The organism is Phytoactinopolyspora halotolerans, from assembly GCF_010550675.1.
GTDB classification, from domain to species: Bacteria; Actinomycetota; Actinomycetes; order Jiangellales; family Jiangellaceae; genus Phytoactinopolyspora; species Phytoactinopolyspora halotolerans.
Window position 1 is genome coordinate 98,796 of sequence record NZ_JAAGOA010000021.1, and the last position, 22,378, is coordinate 121,173.

Sequence of the window (22,378 nt, forward strand, 5' to 3'; positions counted from 1 at the left end):
TGGTGGGGTTTGGGCGCACCCCCCCCACAACCCCCCCTGTTTTGGGGGGTTCCCCCCCCCCAAAACCCCTGATCTTCGACGGTCCGGGGCACGTCGGGTGGCTACCCTGGCTTGGGTTGGATCTTGAGGGCCGCACGACGGAAGATGAAGACGAGTTTGGTGGCCTCTGGCGCCCCACACTCGTCTTCATCAGCCCGGCCGCGGCCGCCGCGGAAGCTGGAGTGTGGCCGCCGGTACGGGAAGAGCTTTAGAACCCGAAGCCGGTGGGGAAGGGATCGGCCGGGTCCAGCATGTACTGGCCGATCCCGGTCACCCACGCCCGCCCGGTAATGGTGGGCACGACGGCCGGACGTCCGGCGACCGTGGTCTCACTGACCAGCCGGCCGATGAACCGGGATCCGATGAACGACTCGTTCACGAAATCCCGATTCAGCGGCAGTTCGCCCCGCGCCCACAGTTCTGCCATCCGGGCCGATGTGCCGGTGCCGCACGGCGAGCGGTCGAACCACCCCGGGTGGATGGCCATCGCATGCCTCGAATGCTCCGCGGTCGACCCCGGAGCGATGAACTCGACGTGGTGGCAGTGGTCCACCCCGGCGATCTCCGGGTGGTGCGGCGGCGCCTGCTGGTTGAGCGCATCCATGATGGCCAGCCCAGCACGCAGGATGTCCTGCTGCCGCGACCGCTCGAACGGCAGTCCGACCTTTTCCAGCTCCACCATCGCGTAGAAGTTCCCGCCGAACGCCAGGCTGTACGGCACCGCCCCGAGCCCCGGCACGTCGACGGTTTCGTCCAGCCGCTCCGCGTAGGACGGCACGTTCTCGATGGTGACCGAGTCGGCGTGCCCGTCGCTGACGTCGACCCGGGCGACGACGAGCCCGGCCGGGGTATCCAGCCGGATAGTCGTCACCGGCTCGGTCACCTCCACCATGCCGGTCTCCACCAGCACGGTCGCCACGCCGATCGTCCCGTGCCCGCACATCGGCAGGCATCCGGACACCTCGATGTACACGACGCCCCAGTCCGCGTCCGGCCGGGTCGGCTGCTGCAGGATCGCCCCGCTCATGGCCGCGTGGCCGCGCGGTTCGTTCATCAGCAGTTGCCGGACGTGGTCGAGGTGCTCGATGAAGTGCAACCGCTTGTCGTTCATGGTGGCGCCGGGGATCTCGCCGACGCCGCCGGTGACGACGCGCGTCGGCATCCCCTCGGTGTGCGAGTCGACTGCGGTGTAGAGCCTGGACGAGCGCATGGTGCGGCCCCTACCGGCTGGCCAGGTACTCGATCGCCCGGGCCGCGTCGGCACGGACGCCGACCTCGTGCTCGCGGCTGAGCGGTCCGCGCGGCGGGCGGGTGGGGCCGCCGTAGCTGTGCCCGCCGATGTCGATCACCAGCTTGATCGCCTGGACGAACTCGGTGCGCGTGTCCCACCGGAAGACGGCCACCAGGTTGCGGTAGAGCTCCCGGGCGTCGGCGAACTTTCCGGCCATGACCAGATCGTAGATCTCGACGGACTCCCCCGGGAAGGCGTTCGGGAACCCGGCGAACCAACCCACCGCACCGTCGACGAGCGACTCGAACAGCACGTCGTCCGCCCCGGCGACGACGGCGATGTCGCAACGTTCCTGGATCTCCAGGACCCGCCGGACGTCGCAGGAGAACTCTTTGACCGCGACCACCTCCGGAATCTCGGCCAGCCGGGCCAGCGTCTCCGGGGACAGGTCGATCTTGGTGTCGATCGGGTTGTTGTAGGCCATGATCGGCAGCCCAACCTCGGCCACCCGGGCGTAGTGCTCGATCACCTCGTCGTCGTTGGCCCGGTACAGGGTCGGTGGCAGCAGCAGGATCGCGTCTGCTCCGTCTTCGCCTGCGTATTCCGCCCATCGCTGAGCCTGATGCCACCCGGGCGCGTGCACACCGGCGATGACGGAGGCGCGTCCGCCGACGGCCTGCACGGCGGTCTGGACGACCTTCCGTCGCTCGTCGTCGGTGAGCGACGAGTACTCGCCGAGGGAACCGTTCGGGCCGATGCCGTGGCAGCCGTTCTCGACCAGCCACGTACAGTGCGCGGCGAAGCGGTCGTAATCGACGGCCAGCCCGCTGCTCTCGCTGGAATCCTCCTTGAACGCGAGCGTGGTGGCGACGGTGACGCCGCGGGGGTCGTACGAGGTGGTAGTCACGGGAGTCCTTTCGCTTCGTGATCAATCTGTGTGAGGCGATCGTCGGTGGAGTTACTGATCGTCGGTGGCGAGCTCGCCCAGCCGCAACGGGAAGGCGATCGGCCGGCGGTCGAATCGCGCATCGTCCCGCAGCCGGCCGTGCGGACCTGCGTCGGCCAGCAGCTTCTCGACGGTCCGCCCGCAGATCCGGCCCTGGCAGATGCCGAGGCCAGCGCGGGTGGAGAGTTTCAGCGAGCGCAGGCTCGACGACTCGGTGGCGGCCGCTGCGGCGCGCAGGGCGCCGCAGTTCACCTCCTCGCAGCGGCAGACCACGGTGTCGTCCGTGAGCCACCCGGTCCAGCCGGGTCGTACGCTGTGCGCGGCGTGCATGCGCTGTGCGAACTCCTGGTAGATGGAACGAGCCCGCAGTGGTCGGCGCAACACGTCGTCGGTCGCGGAGCCGCCTGCGGCGCAATGACCGGCGATCGTCCCCTCGGCCAGCGCCAGCTCGACACCGCCGATGCCGGTGATCTCACCGGCTGCGTAGACGTCCCGCACGCTGGTGCGCTGGTCCGCATCCACGGCGACGAACCCGGCGTCGTCCAGCTCGCATCCGGCTGCGAGGGCAAGCTCGAGGCGAGGCGTGAACGCGTGGCTGACGCAGACGGCGTCGGCGGCGACGCGCCGCTCGGTTCCGCGGACCGGTCGCCACTGCTCATCCACCGACGCGATGGTCACCGCCGTGACCCTGTCGGTTCCGTGTGCACGGACCACGGCTGTGCCGGTGCGGTACGGGATCCGGTGCCGCACCTGCCGCACGACATACCCGGCCAGCTCGACCCCTTTCTTTCCAGCTCTGGCCAGCAGCCACGGCCGTGGCAGCCAGCCGGACGCCAGGGTGCGCGACCGGGACGCCTCGTACACGCCGACCACCGCCGACCCGGTCTGAACCAGAGACGCGGCGACCGGCAGCAGGAACGGTCCGGCACCGGCGACCACGACCCGTTCGCCGACGGCCACCCGCTCGCCCTTGGCCAGCGCCTGGGCGGCACCCGCGGTGAAGACCCCGGGCAGCTCCCAGCCCGGAAACGGCAGGGTCCGGTCATGCGCGCCGGTCGCGACGACGATCGCATCCGGCTTCAGCGTCAGCCGTTCTCGTGCGGCGCCGTCGGCCGGCCCGACCAAGATGTGCACCGTGGTTCGTCGTAGCTCGCCCTCACTAGCCTGCTGAGCGGGAGGGGCTTCTTTCCGCCGTGCCGCGTCGGTTTCCTCGATCGCCCACACCTGGGCGCTGCGCAGGACCCTGCAATGGTCGTCGCGGTCGAGCGCACGGCGGAGTTCGGTGAACGCTGCCCAGCCATGGTGAAGAACGCGTTCCCGCTCGGACGAGCGATTATCCGGCAGGTGCCGCCAGTACTGGCCGCCGACATCGTCGGCTGCGTCGAGCAGCGTGACCAGCGCTCCCTGGGTGCGCGCCGCACGTGCCGCCGCGAGCCCGGCTGGTCCGGCGCCGATGACGAGCACGTCAGCCATCGCCACCACCTCCGTCGGCGGAAAGCCGGGATGTCGGATCGGCCGGGTGCGCGGGTAGTGCATCGTGTTGGGTGTCGACGACATCGCCGTCGGCGGCCCGTCGCTGGCAGGCGCGGACATCACGTTGACCGTTCACCGTCACGACGCAGTCGAAGCAGACACCGATGCCGCAGAAGACGCCACGTGGCGCGTTCTTCTGGGACGTGCGCCGCCAGGACAGTTCGCCGGAGGTCAGCAGGATGCCGGCGATCGTCTGCCCGGCTCGTCCGGTTCGGGACACGCCGTCGACGGTGACGTGGACCGCGCTCGACGGATCCGGCCGAATCGGGTCATCGGCGGGTGGCACGGAACGTGGTGGCATGGCTAAGCCACCTCCTCGAGATGGGGTGCCAGGCTCGGACGGGCGGCGGAGAACGGTGCGGGATCGATCTGCGGCTCGTGTCCGAGCATGAGATCGCGCAGGAGCTCCCCGGTCGCCACCGAGAGACCGATGCCGGCGCCCTCGTGACCCGTGGCGTGCCACAGTCCGCGCAGCCGATGGTCGGGGCCGATCACCGGCACGTGATCCGGGACGAACGGACGGAATCCACCGTAGCTGCGCATCACGGGTATGTCGGCCAGAAACGGGAAGAGTGCGGTGGCCTTCGCCGCGATCTCGCGGAGCGCCGCCACCCGCAGCCGGGAGTCGAACCCGACGTGCTCGCGGGACGAGCCGATGAGCACCGTGCCGGCCGCCGTGCTCTCCACCACGGTGGAGGTCTGCAGTGCGGCGTCGTCGGAGCCGACCGCGCCGACGTAGTCGCCGTCGTAGACCTTGTGGAAGATCCGGTGTGGCATCCGGCTCGTCACCAGGACCATGCCTCGGCGCGGCCGGACCGGCAGGGGCGCGTCGAGCCTGGCGGTCACCTCGCCGGACCACGGCCCGGCGGCGACCACGACTGCGTCGGCGCGCAGCTCACCCGCGGTGGTGACGATCCCGGTCAGGCGCCCTCCATCGGACCGGATGCCGCCGGTGGCTTCGGCGCCTTCGATGACCTTGACCCCTGCCGCGCGGGCCGAAGCCAGCAGTGCCTCGGTGGCAGCGGCCGGCTGGACCTGGGCGTCCTCGGGATAGTGAACGGCGGCGGTGGCCTTGCGGGTCAGGTCCGGTTCCAGCCGCAGCGCTTCGTCGAGCTCGACGGGGCGGGCGTCGACGCCGACCTCGTTCTGCTTCGCGGCGAACTCGAGCAGCGGCTCGGCCCCGGCGTCGGTGGTGGCGACGACGACGCCGCCCTTCCGGTCGAACTCGATGGACGGGAAGGTCGGGCCAAGCTCCACGGCCAGCTCCCGGGCGATCATCGGCCACAACCGCGACGAGTACCGCGCCAACACCAGCTCCGGCCCCGGTTCTTTGTCCGAGACGAGGACGTTGCCTTCACCCGACGACGATGTGCCGGAGGCGGCGGCGTTGCGCTCGACGACCGTCACGCCGACACCGGCCCGGGCGAGGCTGCGTGCGACGGCCGCCCCGACGATGCCGGCTCCGATGACGATGACGTCCATGGCTAGCGCCTCCGGTTTCCGACGGCCGCAAGCGCGACGGCGGCGAGGATGATGACGCCGGTCACGAGATCCTTCAGCTGCGGATTCACACTCATGATGTCGAATCCGTTGCCGATCAGCGCGATCAGGTACACACCAGAGATGGACCGCCAGACCGCGCCGACGCCTCCGTAGATACTTGTCCCACCGAGAATGATCGCGGCGATCGCCTCCAGCTCCATGCCCAGCCCGGCCTGTGGCTGCCCTGATGAGATCCGGGACACGGCGATGGCCGCCGCCAGCCCCGCCGCGAGACCGCTGAGCATGAAGACGCAGATGCGGACCTTGGCGACTCTGATGCCGGAGAGCTCCGCGGCGTCCGCGTTGCCGCCGACGGCGAAGACGTGCCGGCCGAACAGCGTCCGCTGCAGCGTAAACCACAGCACAGCGACGAACGTGGCCAGCACGATGACGGCGATGAAGACACCACCGACGCGCAGCCGTCCCAGGTCGGTGAATCCGTCGACCGTGACGGTGATCAGCGAGCCACCGGTGACCATGACCGCGATGGCGCTGAAGACCAGACTTGTGGCCAAGGTGGCGAGGAAGGAGTGGACTCTCAGGGTGGTCACCGCGACACCGTTGACCAGGCCGAGCGCGACGCAGATGACGGGTGCGGCCAGCAACCCGAGCCACGGATTGCCGGTGCCGTCCGCGATGGCTGCGGCGGAGACGCTGCCGACGGCGAACATCGCCCCAGTGGAGAGGTCGAAGTTGCCGGAGACGATGACGAACGTCCCGGCTGCCGCGATCATCGCGAGCGGCACATTCTGGTTCGCGATGTTCATCAGGTTTGCGAAGGTGAAGAACGACGGTGACGCCATCGCCAGCACGACGAGCAGGATCACCAGCAGGATCAGAACCGCATAGTCGCGGACGAAGAAGAGCGCACGAGTGGCGGCCGGTGTGGTGTGGGCCGGCATGGCATCCGCGCTCGCCAGGTCAGTCGTCATGCCGGCTGCTCCTTCAGTGTCGTGTCGGCGACCGAGAAGAGCTGAAACAGCACCTCATCGGCCGGTGTACTGGACGGGTCGACCTCGCCCCGCGTCCGCCCGTCGATGACCAGGTAGGCGCGGTGGCTGAGGTTGAGTACCTCTTCGTGCTCGCTCGAGATCAACAGCACGGCTACGCCGCGCCGAGCCAGAGCGGTGATCGCCTCATAGATGGTGAACTTGGCGCCGATATCGACGCCGCGGGTGGGCTCGTCCAGGATCACCAACCGTGGTTGTCCGATGAGCCATTTGGACAGCAGAGCCTTCTGCTGGTTACCGCCGGAGAACCCAGCGACCGGCAGGTCGATCGCGGGCGGGCGCATCTGCAGCGACTGGACCATATCCGTGACGGCGTGCCGCTCGTCTCGGGTGGCGATGATGCCGTGTCGGCTGAACCGATCGAGGAAGGCGAGCGACACGTTCTCCTTGACCGATCGATCCAGGACGAGACCCTGGTGATGGCGGTCCTCCGGCACGAAGACCATCCCGCGGGAGATCGCGTCGCGTGGCCGCTTCCCGGTGATCCGCTCGCCGTCGAAACAGACGTCGCCACCGGTGACACGGTCCGCGCCGAAGATCGCGCGGGCGATCTCGGTGCGCCCGCTGCCGACCAAGCCGAGTAGCCCGACGATCTCGCCGGGACGCACGGCCAGCGACGCCCCGCGCGCACCGCGCTCGCTCGCGAGGTCGCTCACCTGCAGGATCGGCGCCACCTCAGCACTCACCGTTGCAGGACGCGGTGGGAACGTCGCGTCCAGCCGGCGGCCGAGCATGCCTTCCACGACGCTCCGTTTTGTCTCCTGCATCGCCGGTGCAGAGCGGACGAGGCGGCCGTCGCGCATGATCGATATGGTGTCGCTCACCTCGAAGACCGCATCGAGGAAATGCGAGACGTACACGATGGTGCGGTCCTGGGCTTTCAGGTGCTGGATGAGGCGGTGCAGCCGTTGCGTCTCGTGCGTGGTCAGCGACGAGGTCGGCTCGTCCATCACGATCACGCGGGCGTCGCGGGCGAGCGAGCGCATGATCTCGACCTTCTGCTGGTCGGCAAGGCGTAACTCACGCACACGGGCCCGCGGCGGCAGGCCGAAGCCGACCTCGTCTTCCAGACGAGCGAATCGTGCCGCGAGCGTGCCGCGGAGTATCCCGAGCCGATGTTCCTCCACGCCCAGAAAGACGTTCTCCGCGACCGTCAGCTCGGGGACGAGCGACAGTTCCTGGGCGATCATGGCTACGCCGGCCTGCTGAGCGCGCAGCGGATCCCACCGCTGAACCTCCCGACCGCCGACCAGAAGCCGGCCGGAGTCCGCAGAGTACAGTCCGGCTACGACCTTTCCGAGGGTGGACTTGCCTGCACCGTTCTCGCCGACGAACGCGTGAACCTCGCCGGGCGCGAGGGAGACGCTGACGTCGTCCAGCGCCTGCGTCCCGCCGAATCGCTTGCTCACGCCGCGGACTTCGACGAGTGGCGCGCCGCCCTCCACGGATCCGCTGCCGTGGACGGTGCCCATACCGGTCCCCCGCACTAGCCGTTCCACTCGCCGCCGAAGTCGGGAGCCTCGTCGAGAGTCTCCTTGGTGGCGTACGGCTCGACGTCGCCGACGGCGTCGGCGTCCACCCAGGACTCGACGTCCTCGCCGGTGAGGGCGTTGTGCAGCTGCTCGAAGGCGGCCTTGCCCATGCTGACCGGGAAGTTGATGTAGTCGGCCTTCCAGGTGCCCTCCCGGACCGCGGTGACCGCGTCCTTGGTGCCACCGCCGCCGGTGAGGTAAATGCTCGACGGCTCGATCCCGGCGTTCTGCAGGGCAACCTGCGCGCCCGAGGTCTGCTGGTCGGCGTTGGAGAGGATGGCGTCGATGTCGCGGTTGGCCTGGAGTACGTTGGTGATCGCCGTGAGCGACTGGTCGCGGTCGTAGTTGCCCTCGACCGTGGCGACGATTTCGACGTTGTCGTGCTGCTCCAGCACGCCCTGGTAAGCATCGCGACGAGCGACGTCCAGTGGCGCGTTCAGCTGCCCGACGAGCAGTACTGCTTTGCACGGGTCTTTGTCCGCGCAGTACTCGGCGACGCCTTCGGCCTGCTTGGCGGCGGCTTCGGACGGCGGGACGGCGACGGTCGAGACGACGCCCTCCACCTGTGGCTCCATCTCCTCGATATCCGGGCCGATCGGGTTCAGCACGGTGACGACTGGGATCTCCTGAGCCAACGGGAACGCCGCGGCCAAGCCGGGTCCGTCATTGGGAACGACGATCACGCCGTCGTAGTCGCCGGAGGTGGTGGTGTTCTGCAACTGCGACAGTTGCGTGTTGGCGTCGAACTGGCCGTCGAGCAGCTGCAGGTCGACGTCGGCGCCCGTCTCCGCTACGGCTTCCTCGACACCCTGGTAGACGGCCTGGTTGTAACCGTTCTGGCTGGAGGCGGCGAGAACGGCGACGCGATAACCTCCATCGCTGTCGGAACCGCCTCCCGCCTCGGAGCAACTCGTCAGGGCGACCGCACTGATAGCGACGACGGCACTGGTGCGGATAGCGAGGACTCGCCGGTTCATTCTGACCTCCGCGATGAGTGAGGACGATCACATGATGATGAGAGAGTAATATGTCACATGTCAAATGTCTCTAGGAATGCTGCAACGTGTCCGGGTGCCGACAGAAGCTCGACGTCGCGCTGGCTTTGTAAGGTGTGACATATTACATATGCCCAAGGTGTGTGACAACGCTATGGACGAAAGGACGGGCAGGGGAGATGGCGCATGATGCCAGGATCGCCGTCGACGTCGGCGGAACCTTTACCGACGTGGTCAAGCTCATCCCCTCGACAGGAGAGATCCGGTTCGAGAAGGTGACCACCACGCCGGACGCTCCCACGCGAGGCGTGCTCGACGCGTTCGGCAGGGCCCAGGCGGATCCGGCCGACGTGGCGATGTTCAATCACGGCACGACGCTCGGACTGAACGCGCTGCTCACCAGGACCGGCGCTCGTACCGCTGTCGTCGCCACCGCCGGGTTCCGGGACGTCTATCTGCTTGGCCGGACGGACCGCCGGACCAATTACGACATCACCTATAGCAAGCCGCCGGGCCTGCTCCAACGGAAGGACACGTTCGAGGTGCGCGAGCGGTGTTGCTTCGACGGGAGCGTCGCGGTTCCGTTCGACGACGACGACGCACGCCGTGTCGCCCAGGTGATCGCCGAGCGTGGCTACCAAGCGGTCGCGGTGGCGTTCCTGCATTCCTACGCCAACCCGGAACACGAAATGCTCATGGGCCGCGTGTTGGCGGAGCTCGCGCCGGACGTCGAGGTCACCCTGTCGCATCAGCTCTCCCGCGAGTACCGGGAGTACGAGCGGACCAGCACGGCAGTGCTCGACGCCTACATCAAACCGACCGTCCGCGGTTACCTCACCGAGCTGGAGAACCGCCTCGACGATGACCGGTTCGGCGGCCGGTTTCTGATGTCCCGCTCCGGCGGTGGTGCGATGACCGCCGAGTCCGCGCGAGAGCAGCCGGTGAACCTCATCCTCTCCGGTCCGGCCGGCGGTGTGATCGGTGCGGCCGCGCTCTCCCGGCTGCTGAACGTCCCCAACCTGATCACCATCGACATGGGCGGGACGAGCCTGGACGCATCGCTGGTGATCGACGGCGAACCAGTGATGTACCAGGGCACCGAGTTCGAAGGGTTGCCGATCAACACGCCGTCGCTGTACATCCACACCATCGGGGCCGGTGGAGGGTCTATCGCGTGGCTGGACGAGGCTGGTGCGCTGCAAGTAGGACCGCAGAGCGCCGGTGCCGTCCCCGGACCGGCCGCGTACGGCCGAGGCGGCGAGCAGCCGACGTTCACCGACGCGGCGGCGGTTCTCGGCTATCTCGGTGCCGACACGCCGCTCGGCGGGGACCTCACCTTGGACCTGCAGCGCGCCGGCGCCGCGCTGTCCGGCGTCGCCGATCGGCTCGGACTGACCACCACCGAGCTCGCCCGCGGTGTGGTCCGGATCTCCACCACGAAGATCACCGGTGCCGTGCGGGCGATCACCGTCGAACTGGGCCGTGACCCAAAGGATTTCGCACTGCTGACGTTCGGCGGCGGTGGTGGCCTGGTCGCACTCGACGTCGCCCGCGAGCTGGGCATCCCCACGGTCATCGTCCCTCCCGGGCAGGGCGCGTTCTCCGCGCTCGGCATGCTCATGGCCGACGTCCAACACGACGTCTCCCGTACCTCGGTGGTGCCGCTGGCTGGCGTCGGCGCGCCGTTCTTCGCCACCTCGTTCGCCGAGATGGAGGCGGAGGCGCACGAGTTGCTGGGCGACGACGGATTCCCGCCCGAGCGGCGACAGATGCATCGGAGCGTCGACGCCCGCTATCAGGGCCAGGAGCACGCGGTCACGGTGCCGTTCCCGGTCGACGCGACCGACCCGGCGGCCGCGATCGAGAAGGAATTCGCCGTCCTGCACGAGCGGCTGTACGGGCACACGATGGGAGATCCCGTCGAGCTCACCACGCTGCGACTGCGTGCCGTCGGCGCCGTCGACAAACCGGAGCTGCCCCGGTACCGGCCGCGCGACTCCGGCGCGCCCGAGCCGAGAGGTGAGCGTACGGTGCACACGTCCGGCGACCGGCCAACGACGTACCAGCTGTACGTGCGTGAGGATCTGACCAGCGGGGACACGGTCGATGGGCCGGCCATCATCGCCGAACACACGGCGACCACGGTGATCCATGCGGCCGATCGCCTGCGGGTCGGCGAGTTCGGAGAACTGGTGATCTCGGTCGGCGGCGCGCGATCGGACAGGCACCCGCGAGACGACGAGGAGAACCGATGAGCGACGCGATCACCACCGAAGTCATCCGGCACGCGCTGCTCGCGGGCGCGGAGGAGATGGCCCGTAATCTGTGCCGGACCGCGTACAACACGGTCGTCTACGAGATTCACGACTACGGGATCGGGCTGCACGACGCGGACGGTGACGTCGTCGCGGACGCGCCGGGCATCGCGGTCTTCACCCGCGCCAACGACCACGGCGTGAAGAAGTCGATCGAGTTCCTCGGCCGGGAGCGGATGCGCCCCGGCGACGTGTACATCCTGAACTATCCGTACTGGGCATCGGCGCACACGCTCGACCCGCTCGTGTTTGCGCCGGTGCATCACGAGGGCGAGCTGATCGGATTCGCCTCCTGCCGCATCCACGTGCTCGACCTGAAGCAGAAGAACCCTGGGTACGTGCTCGACTCGACCGACATGTACTCCGAAGGGCTGGTCTTCCCGGTCACCCGCCTGTACCGGGAGGGGGTGCAGGACGACGACGTGTTCAACATCATCCGGTTCAACAGCCGGATGCCGGAGCGGACGATCGGCGACATCCAGGCACAGGTATCGGCCTGCGTCACCGGGGTCCGCCGCATGTCCGGCATCGCGGCCACGTACGGTGCCGGGAAACTGTCCAGCGCGATGGCGGCGATCAATGACCACGGAGAGCGGCTTGCCCGGCTGGCGCTGGCCAGGCTGCCCCGCGGGATGTGGAGCGCCGAGGACATCGTCGACAGTGACGGAGTCGACCTTGACCGGCCGATCCGGTTGCGTGCGACGGTGACCGTCACCGATGAGGAGATGGTGGTCGACTGGACCGGGAGCGAGACCGGGGTCCGGGGCCCGATCAACCTTCCGCTGGGCCAGACTCACGCGCTGTGCAGCCTGATCTTCAAGGCGATGACCACACCGGACACGCCGGTGGTGGCGGGCAATTTCCGACCATTGCGGGTGGTGACCGTGCCCGGGTCGGTCATGCACGCCGAGCCTCCGATGCCCACGTTCACGCTGTGGACTGGACTGCTGGCCGGTGAAGTCGTGCTCAAGGCGCTGGCGCAGGGGATGCCGGAGCTGGTCCCCGCCTGCTCCGGCGGGGACGTCTCGTCGATGATGGGGTTGGGCGTCAACCCGAGAACCGGCGACGCCTGGCTGGAGGCGACGAACGAGGCGGTCGGCTTCGGCGGGCATGCCGGCGGCGATGGGGAGGACGGCATCATGCATCTGTCCGAACCCGGCTGCCGGAACAACCCGGTGGAGGTGTTGGAGACGAAGTCCCCGATGGTCATCGAGTCCTATGGTTACGTACCGGACAGCGGCGGCGCCGGTCGGCACCGTGGTGGCGTAGGGGTGAGCCGCGTCTATCGGTTTACCTCCGAATCCACGGGCATATGCCTGGTGTACAAGACTCGGTCGGCGCCGTGGCCGATCGCGGGTGGTCGGCCGGGGGCGTCGGCGCGGATCGTGCTCAATCCCGGAACGGAGCGGGAGGTGGTGCAGGGCGGAAGTTACAACCATCTCGCCGCGGGAGATGTGCTGGCGAACATCACCGGTGGGGGAGGCGGGTACGGCGACCCGCTGGCCCGGGATCCGGAGCGGGTACTGGCCGACGTGGTCAACGGCTACGTGAGCGTCGAGGCCGCTGCCGCCGAGTACGGTGTGGTGATCGACGCTGGGAGCTGGACCGTCGACACCACCGCCACCACCGCCCTCCGCAACTCCCGCGATCATCGGCCAGTGAGCGCGCCATGACGGGGCCGAGAGTGGCGGATCGCCCCAGCGGCGATCTGGCCGTCGTCAACGCACTGGTCTTTGACGGCGTGTCGGACCGCCTGGAGGAGGCGGACGTCCGCATCGCGGATGGTGTCATCCGTGAGGTAGGGGCGTCCGGCGTGAGCAAGGCGGAACGCGTCGTCGACGCCCGCGGGCGCACGCTGATCCCCGGCATGATCGACGCGCACTTCCACGCGTACGCGTCCGCGATGGGTGGCCTGGAGCTGGAGACCCGGCCGCTCAGCTACGTCAGCCTGATGGCCTCAGCCCGGCTCGGTGGCGCGCTGAACCGTGGGTTCACGACCGTCCGGGATGTGGCCGGCGGCGACATCGGGCTGGCCCGTGCGATCGAGGAGGGACTGCTGGCCGCGCCGCGCTACCTCTACACCGGCCCGGCGTTGAGCCAGACCGGCGGCCACGGCGATCCGCGCTCGCCCGACGTGGACGTCTGCTTCGGCCACGGGCACATGAACGAGATCGTCGACGGCGTCGACGCGGTGCGCCGGGCCGTCCGCGAGCGGTTCCGGACCGGCGCCCATGCGATCAAGATCATGGCGTCGGGTGGCGTCATCTCGCTGACCGACCCGATCCGGGTGCCGCAGTTCTCCGCCGAGGAGGTCGCAGCCGCTGCCGACGAATCCACCCGGCGGGGCAGCTACGTGGCGGCGCACGCCTACTCGGCCGAGGCGATCGTGCACTCGGTGACCAACGGCGTGCGCTCGATCGAGCACGGCAACCTGCTCGACGCCGACGCCGCCCGGCTGATGGCCGAGCATTCCGCCTTCTTGGTGCCGACCCTGGCGACCTACGACGCGATGAACCGGCGCGGCGACGACGTGAACCTGCATCCGGTGTCCCGGGCGAAGAATGCCGAGGTGCTGACGGCCGGGCAGCGCGCCATCGAGATCGCGCGCGCAGCCGGGGTGCGGATCGGGTTCGGTACCGATCTGATGGGGCCGCTGGCCGATGAGCAGTTGCACGGCATCCGACTCCAGCTGGAGGTGGAGCCGGTACTCGACGTCCTGCGCTCGCTGACATCGGTCAACGCTGACCTGCTGAATCGAGATGACCTCGGCCGAATCGCGGAAGGCTGCGCCGGGGACCTGGTCCTGTTGGACGGCGACCCGACCGCGGACCCTGCCGTGCTCTGGGACGAGACCCGGCCCCGCACCGTCATCCAAGCCGGATCCATCATCCCATGATCATGAACACTAACCCGTGTTATGTGAACGGCTAGTGTTCATGATCATGGGGGTCAGTTCTCGGTGCGGCCGGCCCACCAGCCGAGGATGTGGCCGATGTGCTGGTGCATCAGCGCCTCGGCGTCGTCGGCCCGGCCCTCGACGAGCAGATCCAGCAGGGCGTGGTGTTCTTGGGCGGAGTGTTTGAGCTCGACCGTGTTCTTCATGTCAGCCAGCCCCACGAGTCGAGTCTGGCGGCGCAGATCGGCGACGATGTCGACCAGCCGGCCGTTCCTGGTGAGCTCCATGAGCGCGAGGTGAAAGTCGGTGTCGGCGGCGAGGTACTCAGGGAAGTCCGCCGCGGCGGCCGCCGTCACGATCCGATCGGCCAGCTCCCGGTAGTGGTCGATCCGGTCGGCCGGGAAGCTGCGTGCGACGATGCCGATCGCCGGCACCTCCAGCCACCGGCGTACCTGTACCACCTGTCGCAGGTCATCCTCGCCGACGTGGGTCACCCGGAATCCCTTGTTCCGGACCGGCTCCACGAAACCGCGCTTCTCCAGATCGAGCATGGCCTCCCGGACGGGTGTCGCGGAGACCGCGAACTGTGCCGCGAGCGTCGGGACCGAGACTAGCGCCCCGGGCTCGAGCTCGCCGGAGACGATCGCGGCGGATAGGGCGCGCTCCACCTCCGCACGCAGGCTCGAGGCGTGCTTGATTCGTCGGATGGACGACGGTTGACTCACCGCACGCTCCTCGAGTCTCGACGGCCGGGACCTGAGAGTCTGCCCGGAGTATCCAGCGGCGCCGTCTTCACCGGATACCACAAGTAGTATATGCCATATTACTATGGCGCTTGGCCTGTATGGCGGAGTACCGTCAAAGATAAGCACGGCTCCCGTGAAGCGGTGAGGCTTATGCAGGCCTGGATCGTGTGGTTGATCATCGCAGGGGCGCTCGGCACCGCTGAGCTCTTGACCGCCACACTCGACCTCCTGCTGCTCGCCTGCGCTGCCCTGGTGGCGGCTGGAGTGGCTGCGGTGGGCCTGGGACTCGGCTTCCAGCTGCTCGCCTTCGCCGCCGCTGCCACGGTGATGCTCGCGGTCGTGCGCCCGATTGCGCGCCGGCACCTCACCAGCGCGCCGGTCGTACAGTCCGGCACCGCCGCGCTCGTCGGCCGCGAGGCCGAAGTGCTGGTCGAGGTGAGCAAGAACTCGGGGCTGGTCCGGATCGGCGGCGAGGAATGGACGGCACGCGCCTACGACCCGCACCGCACCATTCCCGTGGGAGCCACCGTGGATGTGTTCGCCATCGAGGGCGCGACCGCGCTCGTCCATCCCCAGGAGGACCCATGGCCGAGTTGATCGTCGGTCTTGTCGTTGCGCTGCTCGCCGTGGTGCTGGTGGTACGGACGGTTCGTATCGTCCCGCAGGCCAGGGCCAGCAACGTCGAGCGGCTGGGCCGCTACCTCCGCACCTTGGAGCCCGGCCTCAACGTGGTGATTCCGTTCATCGACCGGCCGCGGCCGCTGATCGACCTGCGGGAGCAGGTGGTGTCGTTCGAGCCGCGCGCCGTGATCACCGAGGATAACCTCGTCGTCAACATCGACACAGTGCTGTACTTCCAGGTGACCGACCCGAAGGCGGCGGCCTATGAGATCGCCGACTACATCCAGGCGATCGAGCAGCTCACCGTCACCACGCTGCGGAATGTCATCGGCAGCATGGACCTGGAGAAGACGTTGACCTCGCGCGAGCACATCAACTCCACACTCCGTGTGGTGCTCGACGAGGCGTCAGGCAAGTGGGGCATCCGCGTCAACCGCGTCGAGCTCAAGGCGATCGATCCGCCGCCGTCGATCAAGGACTCGATGGAGAAGCAGATGCGCGCCGAGCGGGAGAAGCGCGCCGCCATCCTCACCGCCGAAGGCGCTCGGCAGTCGCGCATCCTGACAGCCGAGGGCGACAAGCAGGCGGCGATCCTCCGCGCCGACGGGCAGGCCAAGGCGATCGACACCGTCTTCGGAGCCATCCACCGCAACGACCCGGACCCGAAGCTGCTGGCGTATCAGTACCTGCAGGTTCTTCCGGAGCTGGCCAAAGGTGAGGGGAACACGTTCTGGGTCATCCCCAGCGAGGTCACCACCGCGCTGCAGAGCGTGTCCAAGGCATTCACGGACAAGGGCGACAGCGGCTCGGGAGAGAACGCCGACGCCTCCAACCTCGGCGGCCGCGCTGGTGAGCCGGCGCCGACGGCCGCGCCTGAGCCAGAGCCGCCGACGCTGACGGAGACGCAGCGGCTCGAGCAGCCCGGCGCGTCCGGCAACGGTGCCTGACGCGGTGGCCAGAACGTCACCTGTCGCCGCGGTCGGCGCCCCCAGCAGCAAGTGAAGCGGACACGCGCCGGCCACGTGCCGGACACACCCGCGACCGGCTGTGACCAGGCCGTCCTCCGCTGGTAGGGCGGAGGACGGCCTGACCGGCGTTGCTGACGCTGCGCGCCGCGATCAGCGCTGGATCATGCCATGCGGATCCAGCACATACTTGTGCGCGGCGCCGCGGTCGAAGTCCGAGTAGCCTTGCGGCGCCTCGGCCAGCGGCAGGACCGTGGCGTTCACGTTCTTCGCGATGTTCACCCGGTCATGCAGGATCGCCATCATCAGCTGCCGGTTGTAGCGCATCACCGGGCACTGTCCGGTGGTGAAGGCCAGCGACTTCGCCCAGCCGAGCCCGAACTCCAGCGACAACGAGCCGTGTTTGGCCGCCTCGTCGGCCGCGCCCGGATCTCCGGTCACGTACAGCCCGGGGATGCCGACCTTGCCGCCGGCGCGGGTGACGCCCATCACCGTGTTCAGCACTGTCGCCGGGCGTTCTTCCTGAGCGTTGTCGCCGTGGCCGCGGGCCTCGAAGCCGACGGCGTCGACCGCGCAGTCCACCACCGGGATGCCGAGCAATTGCTCGATCTGGTCCGCCGGCTCGCCCTTGGAGACGTCGATGGTCTCGCAGCCGAAGCTGCGCGCCTGCTCCAGCCGCTCGGTGTTGAGATCTGCGACGATGACGACGGCCGCGCCGAGCAGGAACGCCGACGTGGCCGCGGCAAGTCCGACGGGTCCGGCACCGGCGATGTACACGGTCGAACCGGGCTCGACACCCGCGGTCACCGCGCCGTGGAAGCCGGTCGGGAAGATATCCGACAGCATCGCCAGGTCGACGATCTTCGCCATCGCCTGATCGCGGTCGGGGAAGCGCAGCAGATTCCAGTCCGCATACGGCACCATCGCGTACTCGGCCTGGCCGCCCACCCAGCCGCCCATGTCGACGTAGCCGTAGGCGGATCCCGGCCGGTCCGGGTTGACGTTCAGGCAGATACCGGTCTTGCCCTCCTTACAGTTGCGACACCGCCCGCAGGCGATGTTGAACGGCACCGACACCAGGTCGCCGGTCTTGATGTACTCGACATCGCGGCCGGTCTCGACGACCTCGCCGGTGATCTCGTGGCCGAGCGCGAGTCCCTCCGGGGCGGTGGTGCGGCCACGGACCATGTGCTGATCGCTGCCGCAGATGTTGGTCGCGACGACCTTGAGGATGGCGCCGTGCGGCAGCTGGCGTCCCACGTTGTCCGGATTGACTCCCGGACCGTCCTTCAGCTCGAACGTCGGGTAGTCGACATCCTCTACCTCGACATGGCCGGGACCTCGATAGATGACTGCTCTGTTTGCAGGCACAGCGATGCTCCTCTCCATTGAACGGCTGCGTGCCCGTGCGGTGGGACTTGGGGTGGGGTGGGGTCGTGGTTCGGCCCGAGGGTTGAGGCGATCCGCTACGCACCACCTCCTTGCGGATGCAAGAGCGGAGGTGGCCGTTGTCGTCTGCGGATGCGTGATGCCGCGGCAGTGATCCAGTCAGTGCGGACCCTGCCCGGAGGCGACGTCGTCATCGCGGGCCCTGCCCTGCTTAGGCCTCGAGGGGGTGGAAGAGGTCCCATCGTGGAACTTCTTCGACGTTATGTCCGCTGGGTACGGCCGTCAATCGGGTGGTGCTGAACGATCTGTTAAGAACGCGCCGGCTCCCGTGCCGTCATGTGCCCACCACCGGACGGCCGGGCGCCCACCACCGGATGGTTACGTGCCCACCACCGGATGGTCACGTCCCAACCGCCGGTCGTTTGTGGAAGCCCGCCAACCTTGAGCGCGCCGCGCTGGTGCGTATCACCGCTGCGTTCGCGCCCGCGTTCCGTCATCGTGTGAATGTGGGCGTTGCGTTTCCGAGCGCGACGGCTGCGGTGAGCGCCCCGTGCGCGAGGAGCGGCGAGCCGTCGGACAACGAGGTCGGCAGGCTTCATGACTCTGACCGACCGATCTGGAGGAGACGCCGATGACCCCGTCTGACCCCCGCATGTCTCGGCCGCGGCGACGGTTGCCCGCCGCGGACATGGCCAGGATCGCCGTGTTCGCCGCGTTGATCGCGGTGCTCGGACTGCCGGGCCAGTTTCACGTCTTCGGAAACTCGGTGCCGATCACGCTGCAGACGCTGGGGGTTGTGCTGGCGGGTGCGATCCTCGGAGCGTGGCGCGGTGCGCTCAGTGTGCTGATGCTGCTGGCCCTGGTCGCGGCCGGGTTGCCGCTGCTGGCCGGTGGCCGCGGCGGTCTCGGCGTGTTCGCCGGTCCGTCCGTCGGATACCTGGTGGGCTGGGTCGTGGGTGCGCTCGTCGTCGGATGGCTGGTGGAACGTGGCGGCCGCCGTCCGGGGGTGGCCTGGGTGCTGCCGGCGTGCCTGATCGGATCGGCGCTGATCCTGGTGATCGGCGTGCCGATCCAGTCGCTGGTGACCGGCGTCCCGCTGGGCGAGACGATCGCGCTGTCGCTGGCCTTCGTGCCCGGGGACACGCTGAAGTCCGTCGCCGCGGCCGCTGTCGTCGTCGGCGCGCAGCGGGCTTACCCGGACGCGTCGCCGGCGGCCCGTCGCGAACGGCTGTCGAACCGGGGAGGTTGACGTGCCGGTTGCCGCACACGTCCGTGCGCACGCCATGGCTCGGCCGCATCGGCCGGCCCTGCGATCGCCGCACGGTGTCTGCACGTATGGCGAGCTCGCCGCGGAGATCGACGTCGCGGCGGGGAGACTGTGGCGGCGCGGTGCGCGACCGGGCGAGCTGGTCGCGGTCGACGCCGCCGAGCCGGGTGAGATGCTGACCACCATGCTGGCCGTGGACACCGTCGGTGCGATCCCACTGGTCTGTGATCCGGCATGGTCCGCGGAGCAGCGGGGCGCCGTGCTGGAGACCGTCGCTCCTGACCACCATGTGCGAGAGCTGCCGAGGGAGGACGCGGAGTCGGCGGCGGGTGCGGCGTTCCCGCATCGATGGGAACCACGGCCACACGATCTGGCCTGGGCGGGGTTCAGCTCGGGTAGCACCGGACGGCCACGCGCCATCGTGCGCACCCGGGCCTCGTGGACCGGTTCGTATGCCGCGGCGGAGAAGCTCAGCGGGTTGAGCGAGACGGACACCGTCCTGGTTCCCGGTCCGTTGGTGTCGTCCCTGTTCTGCTTCGCCGTGCTGCACGGGCTGGCGGTGGGGGCCGAGGTGGTGGTCACCGGGCGGTGGAGCCCACGGGCCGTGCGCGAACTCCTGCCCGGCGTGGACGTGGTGCATGCCGTGCCGCACATGCTGGAGGCGATGCTGCCGTGGCTGCAGGAGCGTGCGCGGCCGCGGGTCGCCATGGTCAGTGGTGCCGCGCTGGCGTCGGGCCTGCGCGAGCGTGCGGGAGCGGTGGGGCTCGACGTGATCGCCTACTACGGGGCCGTCGAGCTCTCCTTTGTGGCGGTGGATGCCGACGGTTCCGGTCTCCGCCCGTTCGATCAGGTGGAGATCGAACTCCGTCCTGCCGGCGACGACGCGGCGTTGGGTGAGGTGTGGGTCCGGTCGCCGTGGATGGCCGAGGGTTACCTGGCCGGCGCCACCGGCCCGTTCCGGCGAGACGGCGCCGGCTGGGCGACCGTCGGAGACCTCGCCGAACGCCCCCCGCCCATGATCATGAACAGTAACCGTTCATATAGCACGGTAAGTGTTCATGATCATGGGCGGTTGCGGCTGCGTGGGCGCGGTGACGGCGCGATCTTGACCGGCGGTGCGACCGTCGTCCCGGAGGATGTGGAGGCGGTGCTGGCCGCCGTACCTGGAGTTCGGGGCGCGGTTGTGGTCGGGACGCCGCACGAGCACCTCGGTGCCGTCGTCACGGCCCTGATCGAGATCGACGACGCGCGGCCGGTCGGCAGCACCGCGGACGACGACGGGCGGCAAGCCGGCAGCAGCATCGACGACGAGCCGCCGCCGGTCACCAGGGCGACGCTGGAAGCGGTGGCCCGCCGCGAGCTGACGACCGCTCAGCGCCCGCGCCGCTGGTTCGCCGTCGAGCGGATTCCACGCACCGCCATCGGCAAGCCGGCTCGTGCGGCGATCAGCGCCGGCGTGGTCTCTGGGACACTCGACGTCAGGCCGTTGAGATGAACGTGACCGTGCGCTTCCCGACGAGCATGCTTTTCGGTCGTGATCGTGACCACTATGCATGCTCGATCGTGGGTGACCGTCCGGGACGTGTGCCGCGGTGACGGCCGCCGTCGTCGTCGCGGCGCGACGCACGCCCGTCGGTACGGCGGGTCGCGCGCTGGGTGTGGTCACCGTCGACCGGTTGGCCGCTCACGTGCTGCGCGCCGTGGCGGACGACATCGGCGAACGCGCCGCGGCCCCGGTCGACGATGTGGTGCTGGGCAACTGCATGGGACCCGGCGGGAACATCGCCCGGGTGAGCGCGCTCGCCGCCGGGTTGGGCGAGGAGGTCCCGGGTGTCACCGTCGACCGGCAATGCGGAAGCGGACTGGCCGCCGTCGTGCAGGCCGCACAAGCCGTGGTGTCCGGCGATGCGCGACTGGTGCTCGCCGGAGGCGCGGAGAGCGCCTCCACCGCGCCGATCCGCGCGCACCGCTCGCTCGAGGGTGCGGGCGAGCCGGTCCCGTATGCCCGGGCGCCGTTCACCCCGGCGGAGTTCGGCGACCCGGAGATGGGCGAGGCCGCGGAGGCGCTGGCGGCGGCGCGCCACGTGTCCCGAGACCGGCAGGACGCCTACGCCGCGGCGAGCCACGCCAGGGCGCTGGCGGCGCAGCGGGCCGGCCGGTTCGATGCGGAGCTGGTGCCGCTGACCGAGCTCGGCGCCGACGACCGCCCACGGGCGCTGCGGGAGTCGGTGTTGGCGAGGATGCCTGCTGCCTTCGTGCCCGGCGGCACGGTCACCGCGGGCAACTCGTGCCCGGTGAGCGACGGTGCGGCGGCGGTGGGCGTCGTCGCCGATGAGCTGCGCGAAGGTCGGCCCGGGCTGCGGGTCGTCGCCGGGGCGACAGTGGGCTGCGATCCGCGGCTGCCCGGGTGGGGGCCCGTTCCGGCGGTGCAGCGCGTCCTCCACCAAGCCGGGGCGAAAATGGACGACGTGGCCGTCGTCGAGATCGTGGAGGCGTTCGCCGGGCAGGTACTGGCCGTGACCGACGCGCTCGGGCTGGACCCGCTCGGCGGCGATGCGGCCAGGGTCTGCCCGGACGGCGGCGCGATCGCGCTGGGGCACCCGTGGGGTGCGACCGGCGCCGTCTGCGTCGTCCGCCTGTTCAGCCGGTTGGTACGCGGCGGCGCGCCGGCCGGGACGCTGGGACTGGCCACCGCGGCCGTCGGCGGCGGGATGGGCGTGGCCGCCCTCGTCGAAGTGGTGCGCTGACGGTGCTGACCGGGGCGTATGTCGCACGGAGTTCGCCGCTGCACCGCGTGCCGCCGGGGGCGAAGGTGTCGGCGCTGGCGGTGGCCTGTATCGGGCTGCTGTGGGTGCGCACGCCGCAGGCCGTCGGCGTCGCAGTGGCGGCGGTCGCGGTGCTGTACGGCATCGGCCGCATCCGTCCCCGGGAGGCGTGGAGCCAGATCCGGCCGCTGCGCTGGTTCGTGCTGGTGATCCTGGCCGTGCAGCTGCTGATCACCGATTGGGTGACGGCCACCTCGTTGACCGCGCGGATCGTGTTGGCGGTCGCGCTGGCCGGGCTGGTGACCCTGACGACCCGGACCACCGAGCTGATGGCGGCGATGGAACGCGGGCTGGCGCCGCTGCGGCGCGTCGGCGTGGATCCGGCCCGGGTCGCGCTGATGATGTCGCTGGCGATCCGGAGCATCCCCGTCGTCGCGTCCATCGCCGGGCAGGTGCGGGACGCGCAGCGGGCGCGTGGCCAGGAACGCAGCATCCGTGCCTTCGCCGTGCCGCTCGTCGTCGGCGTGCTCCGGTACGCGGACACGTTGGGGGAGGCGCTGCAGGCCCGGGGGATGGACGACTGACG

The 22,378-nt window shown here is 69.4% G+C and carries 19 protein-coding genes; 9 read left to right on the forward strand and 10 right to left on the reverse strand.

Annotated features, from left to right (window positions below):
* Positions 1-247: 247 nt before the first annotated feature.
* The 8 genes from G1H10_RS24570 to G1H10_RS24605 are packed head-to-tail and all read right to left on the reverse strand — an operon-like array spanning position 248 to position 8,810.
* Complete coding sequence (locus G1H10_RS24570; RefSeq protein ID WP_163742939.1) at positions 248-1,249, reverse strand: proline racemase family protein; 1,002 nt, start codon at positions 1,247-1,249, stop codon at positions 248-250.
* Positions 1,250-1,259: 10 nt separating this feature from the next.
* Entirely contained in the window at positions 1,260-2,177 is a 918-nt protein-coding gene (locus tag G1H10_RS24575) for a dihydrodipicolinate synthase family protein (RefSeq protein WP_163742941.1), read from the reverse strand.
* Positions 2,178-2,228: 51 nt separating this feature from the next.
* Positions 2,229-3,689, reverse strand: coding sequence for an NAD(P)/FAD-dependent oxidoreductase (locus tag G1H10_RS24580; protein ID WP_163742943.1), 1,461 nt, complete (start codon positions 3,687-3,689; stop codon positions 2,229-2,231).
* On the reverse strand, positions 3,682-4,050 hold the full coding sequence (locus G1H10_RS24585; protein WP_163742945.1) for a (2Fe-2S)-binding protein: 369 nt from the start codon (positions 4,048-4,050) through the stop codon (positions 3,682-3,684). Before G1H10_RS24585 ends, G1H10_RS24580 begins: the two co-directional genes overlap by 8 nt.
* A gap of 2 nt (positions 4,051-4,052) precedes the next feature.
* A complete protein-coding gene (locus G1H10_RS24590; protein WP_163742946.1) occupies positions 4,053-5,231 on the reverse strand; it encodes an NAD(P)/FAD-dependent oxidoreductase in 1,179 nt (392 codons plus the stop codon).
* Positions 5,232-5,233: 2 nt separating this feature from the next.
* Positions 5,234-6,223, reverse strand: coding sequence for an ABC transporter permease (locus tag G1H10_RS24595; protein WP_216853624.1), 990 nt, complete (start codon positions 6,221-6,223; stop codon positions 5,234-5,236).
* Positions 6,220-7,773 carry a sugar ABC transporter ATP-binding protein gene (locus G1H10_RS24600; protein WP_163742948.1) on the reverse strand — a complete coding sequence of 518 codons (1,554 nt, stop codon included), beginning with the start codon at positions 7,771-7,773 and terminating at the stop codon, positions 6,220-6,222. Before G1H10_RS24600 ends, G1H10_RS24595 begins: the two co-directional genes overlap by 4 nt.
* Positions 7,774-7,787: 14 nt before the next feature.
* Positions 7,788-8,810 carry a sugar ABC transporter substrate-binding protein gene (locus G1H10_RS24605; protein WP_163742950.1) on the reverse strand — a complete coding sequence of 341 codons (1,023 nt, stop codon included), beginning with the start codon at positions 8,808-8,810 and terminating at the stop codon, positions 7,788-7,790.
* Between the two features lie 197 nt (positions 8,811-9,007).
* Between G1H10_RS24605 and G1H10_RS24610 the strand changes: the two genes are divergently transcribed.
* From G1H10_RS24610 to G1H10_RS24620, 3 genes are read left to right on the forward strand one after another with little or no spacing between them, the layout of a single operon-like run.
* Positions 9,008-11,083, forward strand: coding sequence for a hydantoinase/oxoprolinase family protein (locus G1H10_RS24610; protein WP_163742951.1), 2,076 nt, complete (start codon positions 9,008-9,010; stop codon positions 11,081-11,083).
* Positions 11,080-12,816, forward strand: a complete 1,737-nt coding sequence (locus G1H10_RS24615; protein WP_163742953.1) for a hydantoinase B/oxoprolinase family protein — start codon at positions 11,080-11,082, stop codon at positions 12,814-12,816. The genes G1H10_RS24610 and G1H10_RS24615 overlap by 4 nt, the downstream gene beginning before the upstream one ends.
* On the forward strand, positions 12,813-14,039 hold the full coding sequence (locus tag G1H10_RS24620; RefSeq protein WP_163742955.1) for a metal-dependent hydrolase family protein: 1,227 nt from the start codon (positions 12,813-12,815) through the stop codon (positions 14,037-14,039). The genes G1H10_RS24615 and G1H10_RS24620 overlap by 4 nt, the downstream gene beginning before the upstream one ends.
* Before the next feature lie 53 nt (positions 14,040-14,092).
* Here the strand turns inward: G1H10_RS24620 and G1H10_RS24625 are convergent, their stop codons facing one another.
* The gene (locus tag G1H10_RS24625) at positions 14,093-14,764 is read right to left on the reverse strand and encodes a GntR family transcriptional regulator (RefSeq protein WP_163742957.1); all 672 of its coding nucleotides are present in this window, start codon (positions 14,762-14,764) and stop codon (positions 14,093-14,095) included.
* A 171-nt stretch (positions 14,765-14,935) separates the two neighbouring features.
* Here G1H10_RS24625 and G1H10_RS24630 point away from each other — a divergent pair, with 171 nt between their 5' ends.
* Entirely contained in the window at positions 14,936-15,382 is a 447-nt protein-coding gene (locus G1H10_RS24630; RefSeq protein ID WP_163742958.1) for an NfeD family protein, read from the forward strand.
* A complete protein-coding gene (locus G1H10_RS24635; protein ID WP_163742960.1) occupies positions 15,370-16,353 on the forward strand; it encodes an SPFH domain-containing protein in 984 nt (327 codons plus the stop codon). Before G1H10_RS24630 ends, G1H10_RS24635 begins: the two co-directional genes overlap by 13 nt.
* Positions 16,354-16,524: 171 nt before the next feature.
* Here G1H10_RS24635 and fdhA read toward each other — a convergent pair whose 3' ends face one another.
* Positions 16,525-17,742, reverse strand: coding sequence for a formaldehyde dehydrogenase, glutathione-independent (gene fdhA / locus G1H10_RS24640; RefSeq protein WP_163742962.1), 1,218 nt, complete (start codon positions 17,740-17,742; stop codon positions 16,525-16,527).
* 649 nt (positions 17,743-18,391) lie between these two features.
* On the opposite strand from fdhA, the gene G1H10_RS24645 reads away from it, so the two are divergent.
* The 4 genes from G1H10_RS24645 (at position 18,392) to G1H10_RS24660 (ending at position 22,376) form a co-directional block, all read left to right on the forward strand.
* Positions 18,392-19,009, forward strand: a complete 618-nt coding sequence (locus G1H10_RS24645; RefSeq protein WP_163742964.1) for a biotin transporter BioY — start codon at positions 18,392-18,394, stop codon at positions 19,007-19,009.
* Between the two features lies 1 nt (position 19,010).
* On the forward strand, positions 19,011-20,522 hold the full coding sequence (locus tag G1H10_RS24650) for an AMP-binding protein (RefSeq protein WP_163742966.1): 1,512 nt from the start codon (positions 19,011-19,013) through the stop codon (positions 20,520-20,522).
* A 97-nt stretch (positions 20,523-20,619) separates the two neighbouring features.
* Positions 20,620-21,774, forward strand: coding sequence for a thiolase family protein (locus G1H10_RS24655; protein WP_163742968.1), 1,155 nt, complete (start codon positions 20,620-20,622; stop codon positions 21,772-21,774).
* Positions 21,775-21,776: 2 nt separating this feature from the next.
* Complete coding sequence (locus tag G1H10_RS24660; RefSeq protein ID WP_216853625.1) at positions 21,777-22,376, forward strand: energy-coupling factor transporter transmembrane component T family protein; 600 nt, start codon at positions 21,777-21,779, stop codon at positions 22,374-22,376.
* The last annotated feature ends 2 nt before the right edge of the window (positions 22,377-22,378 follow it).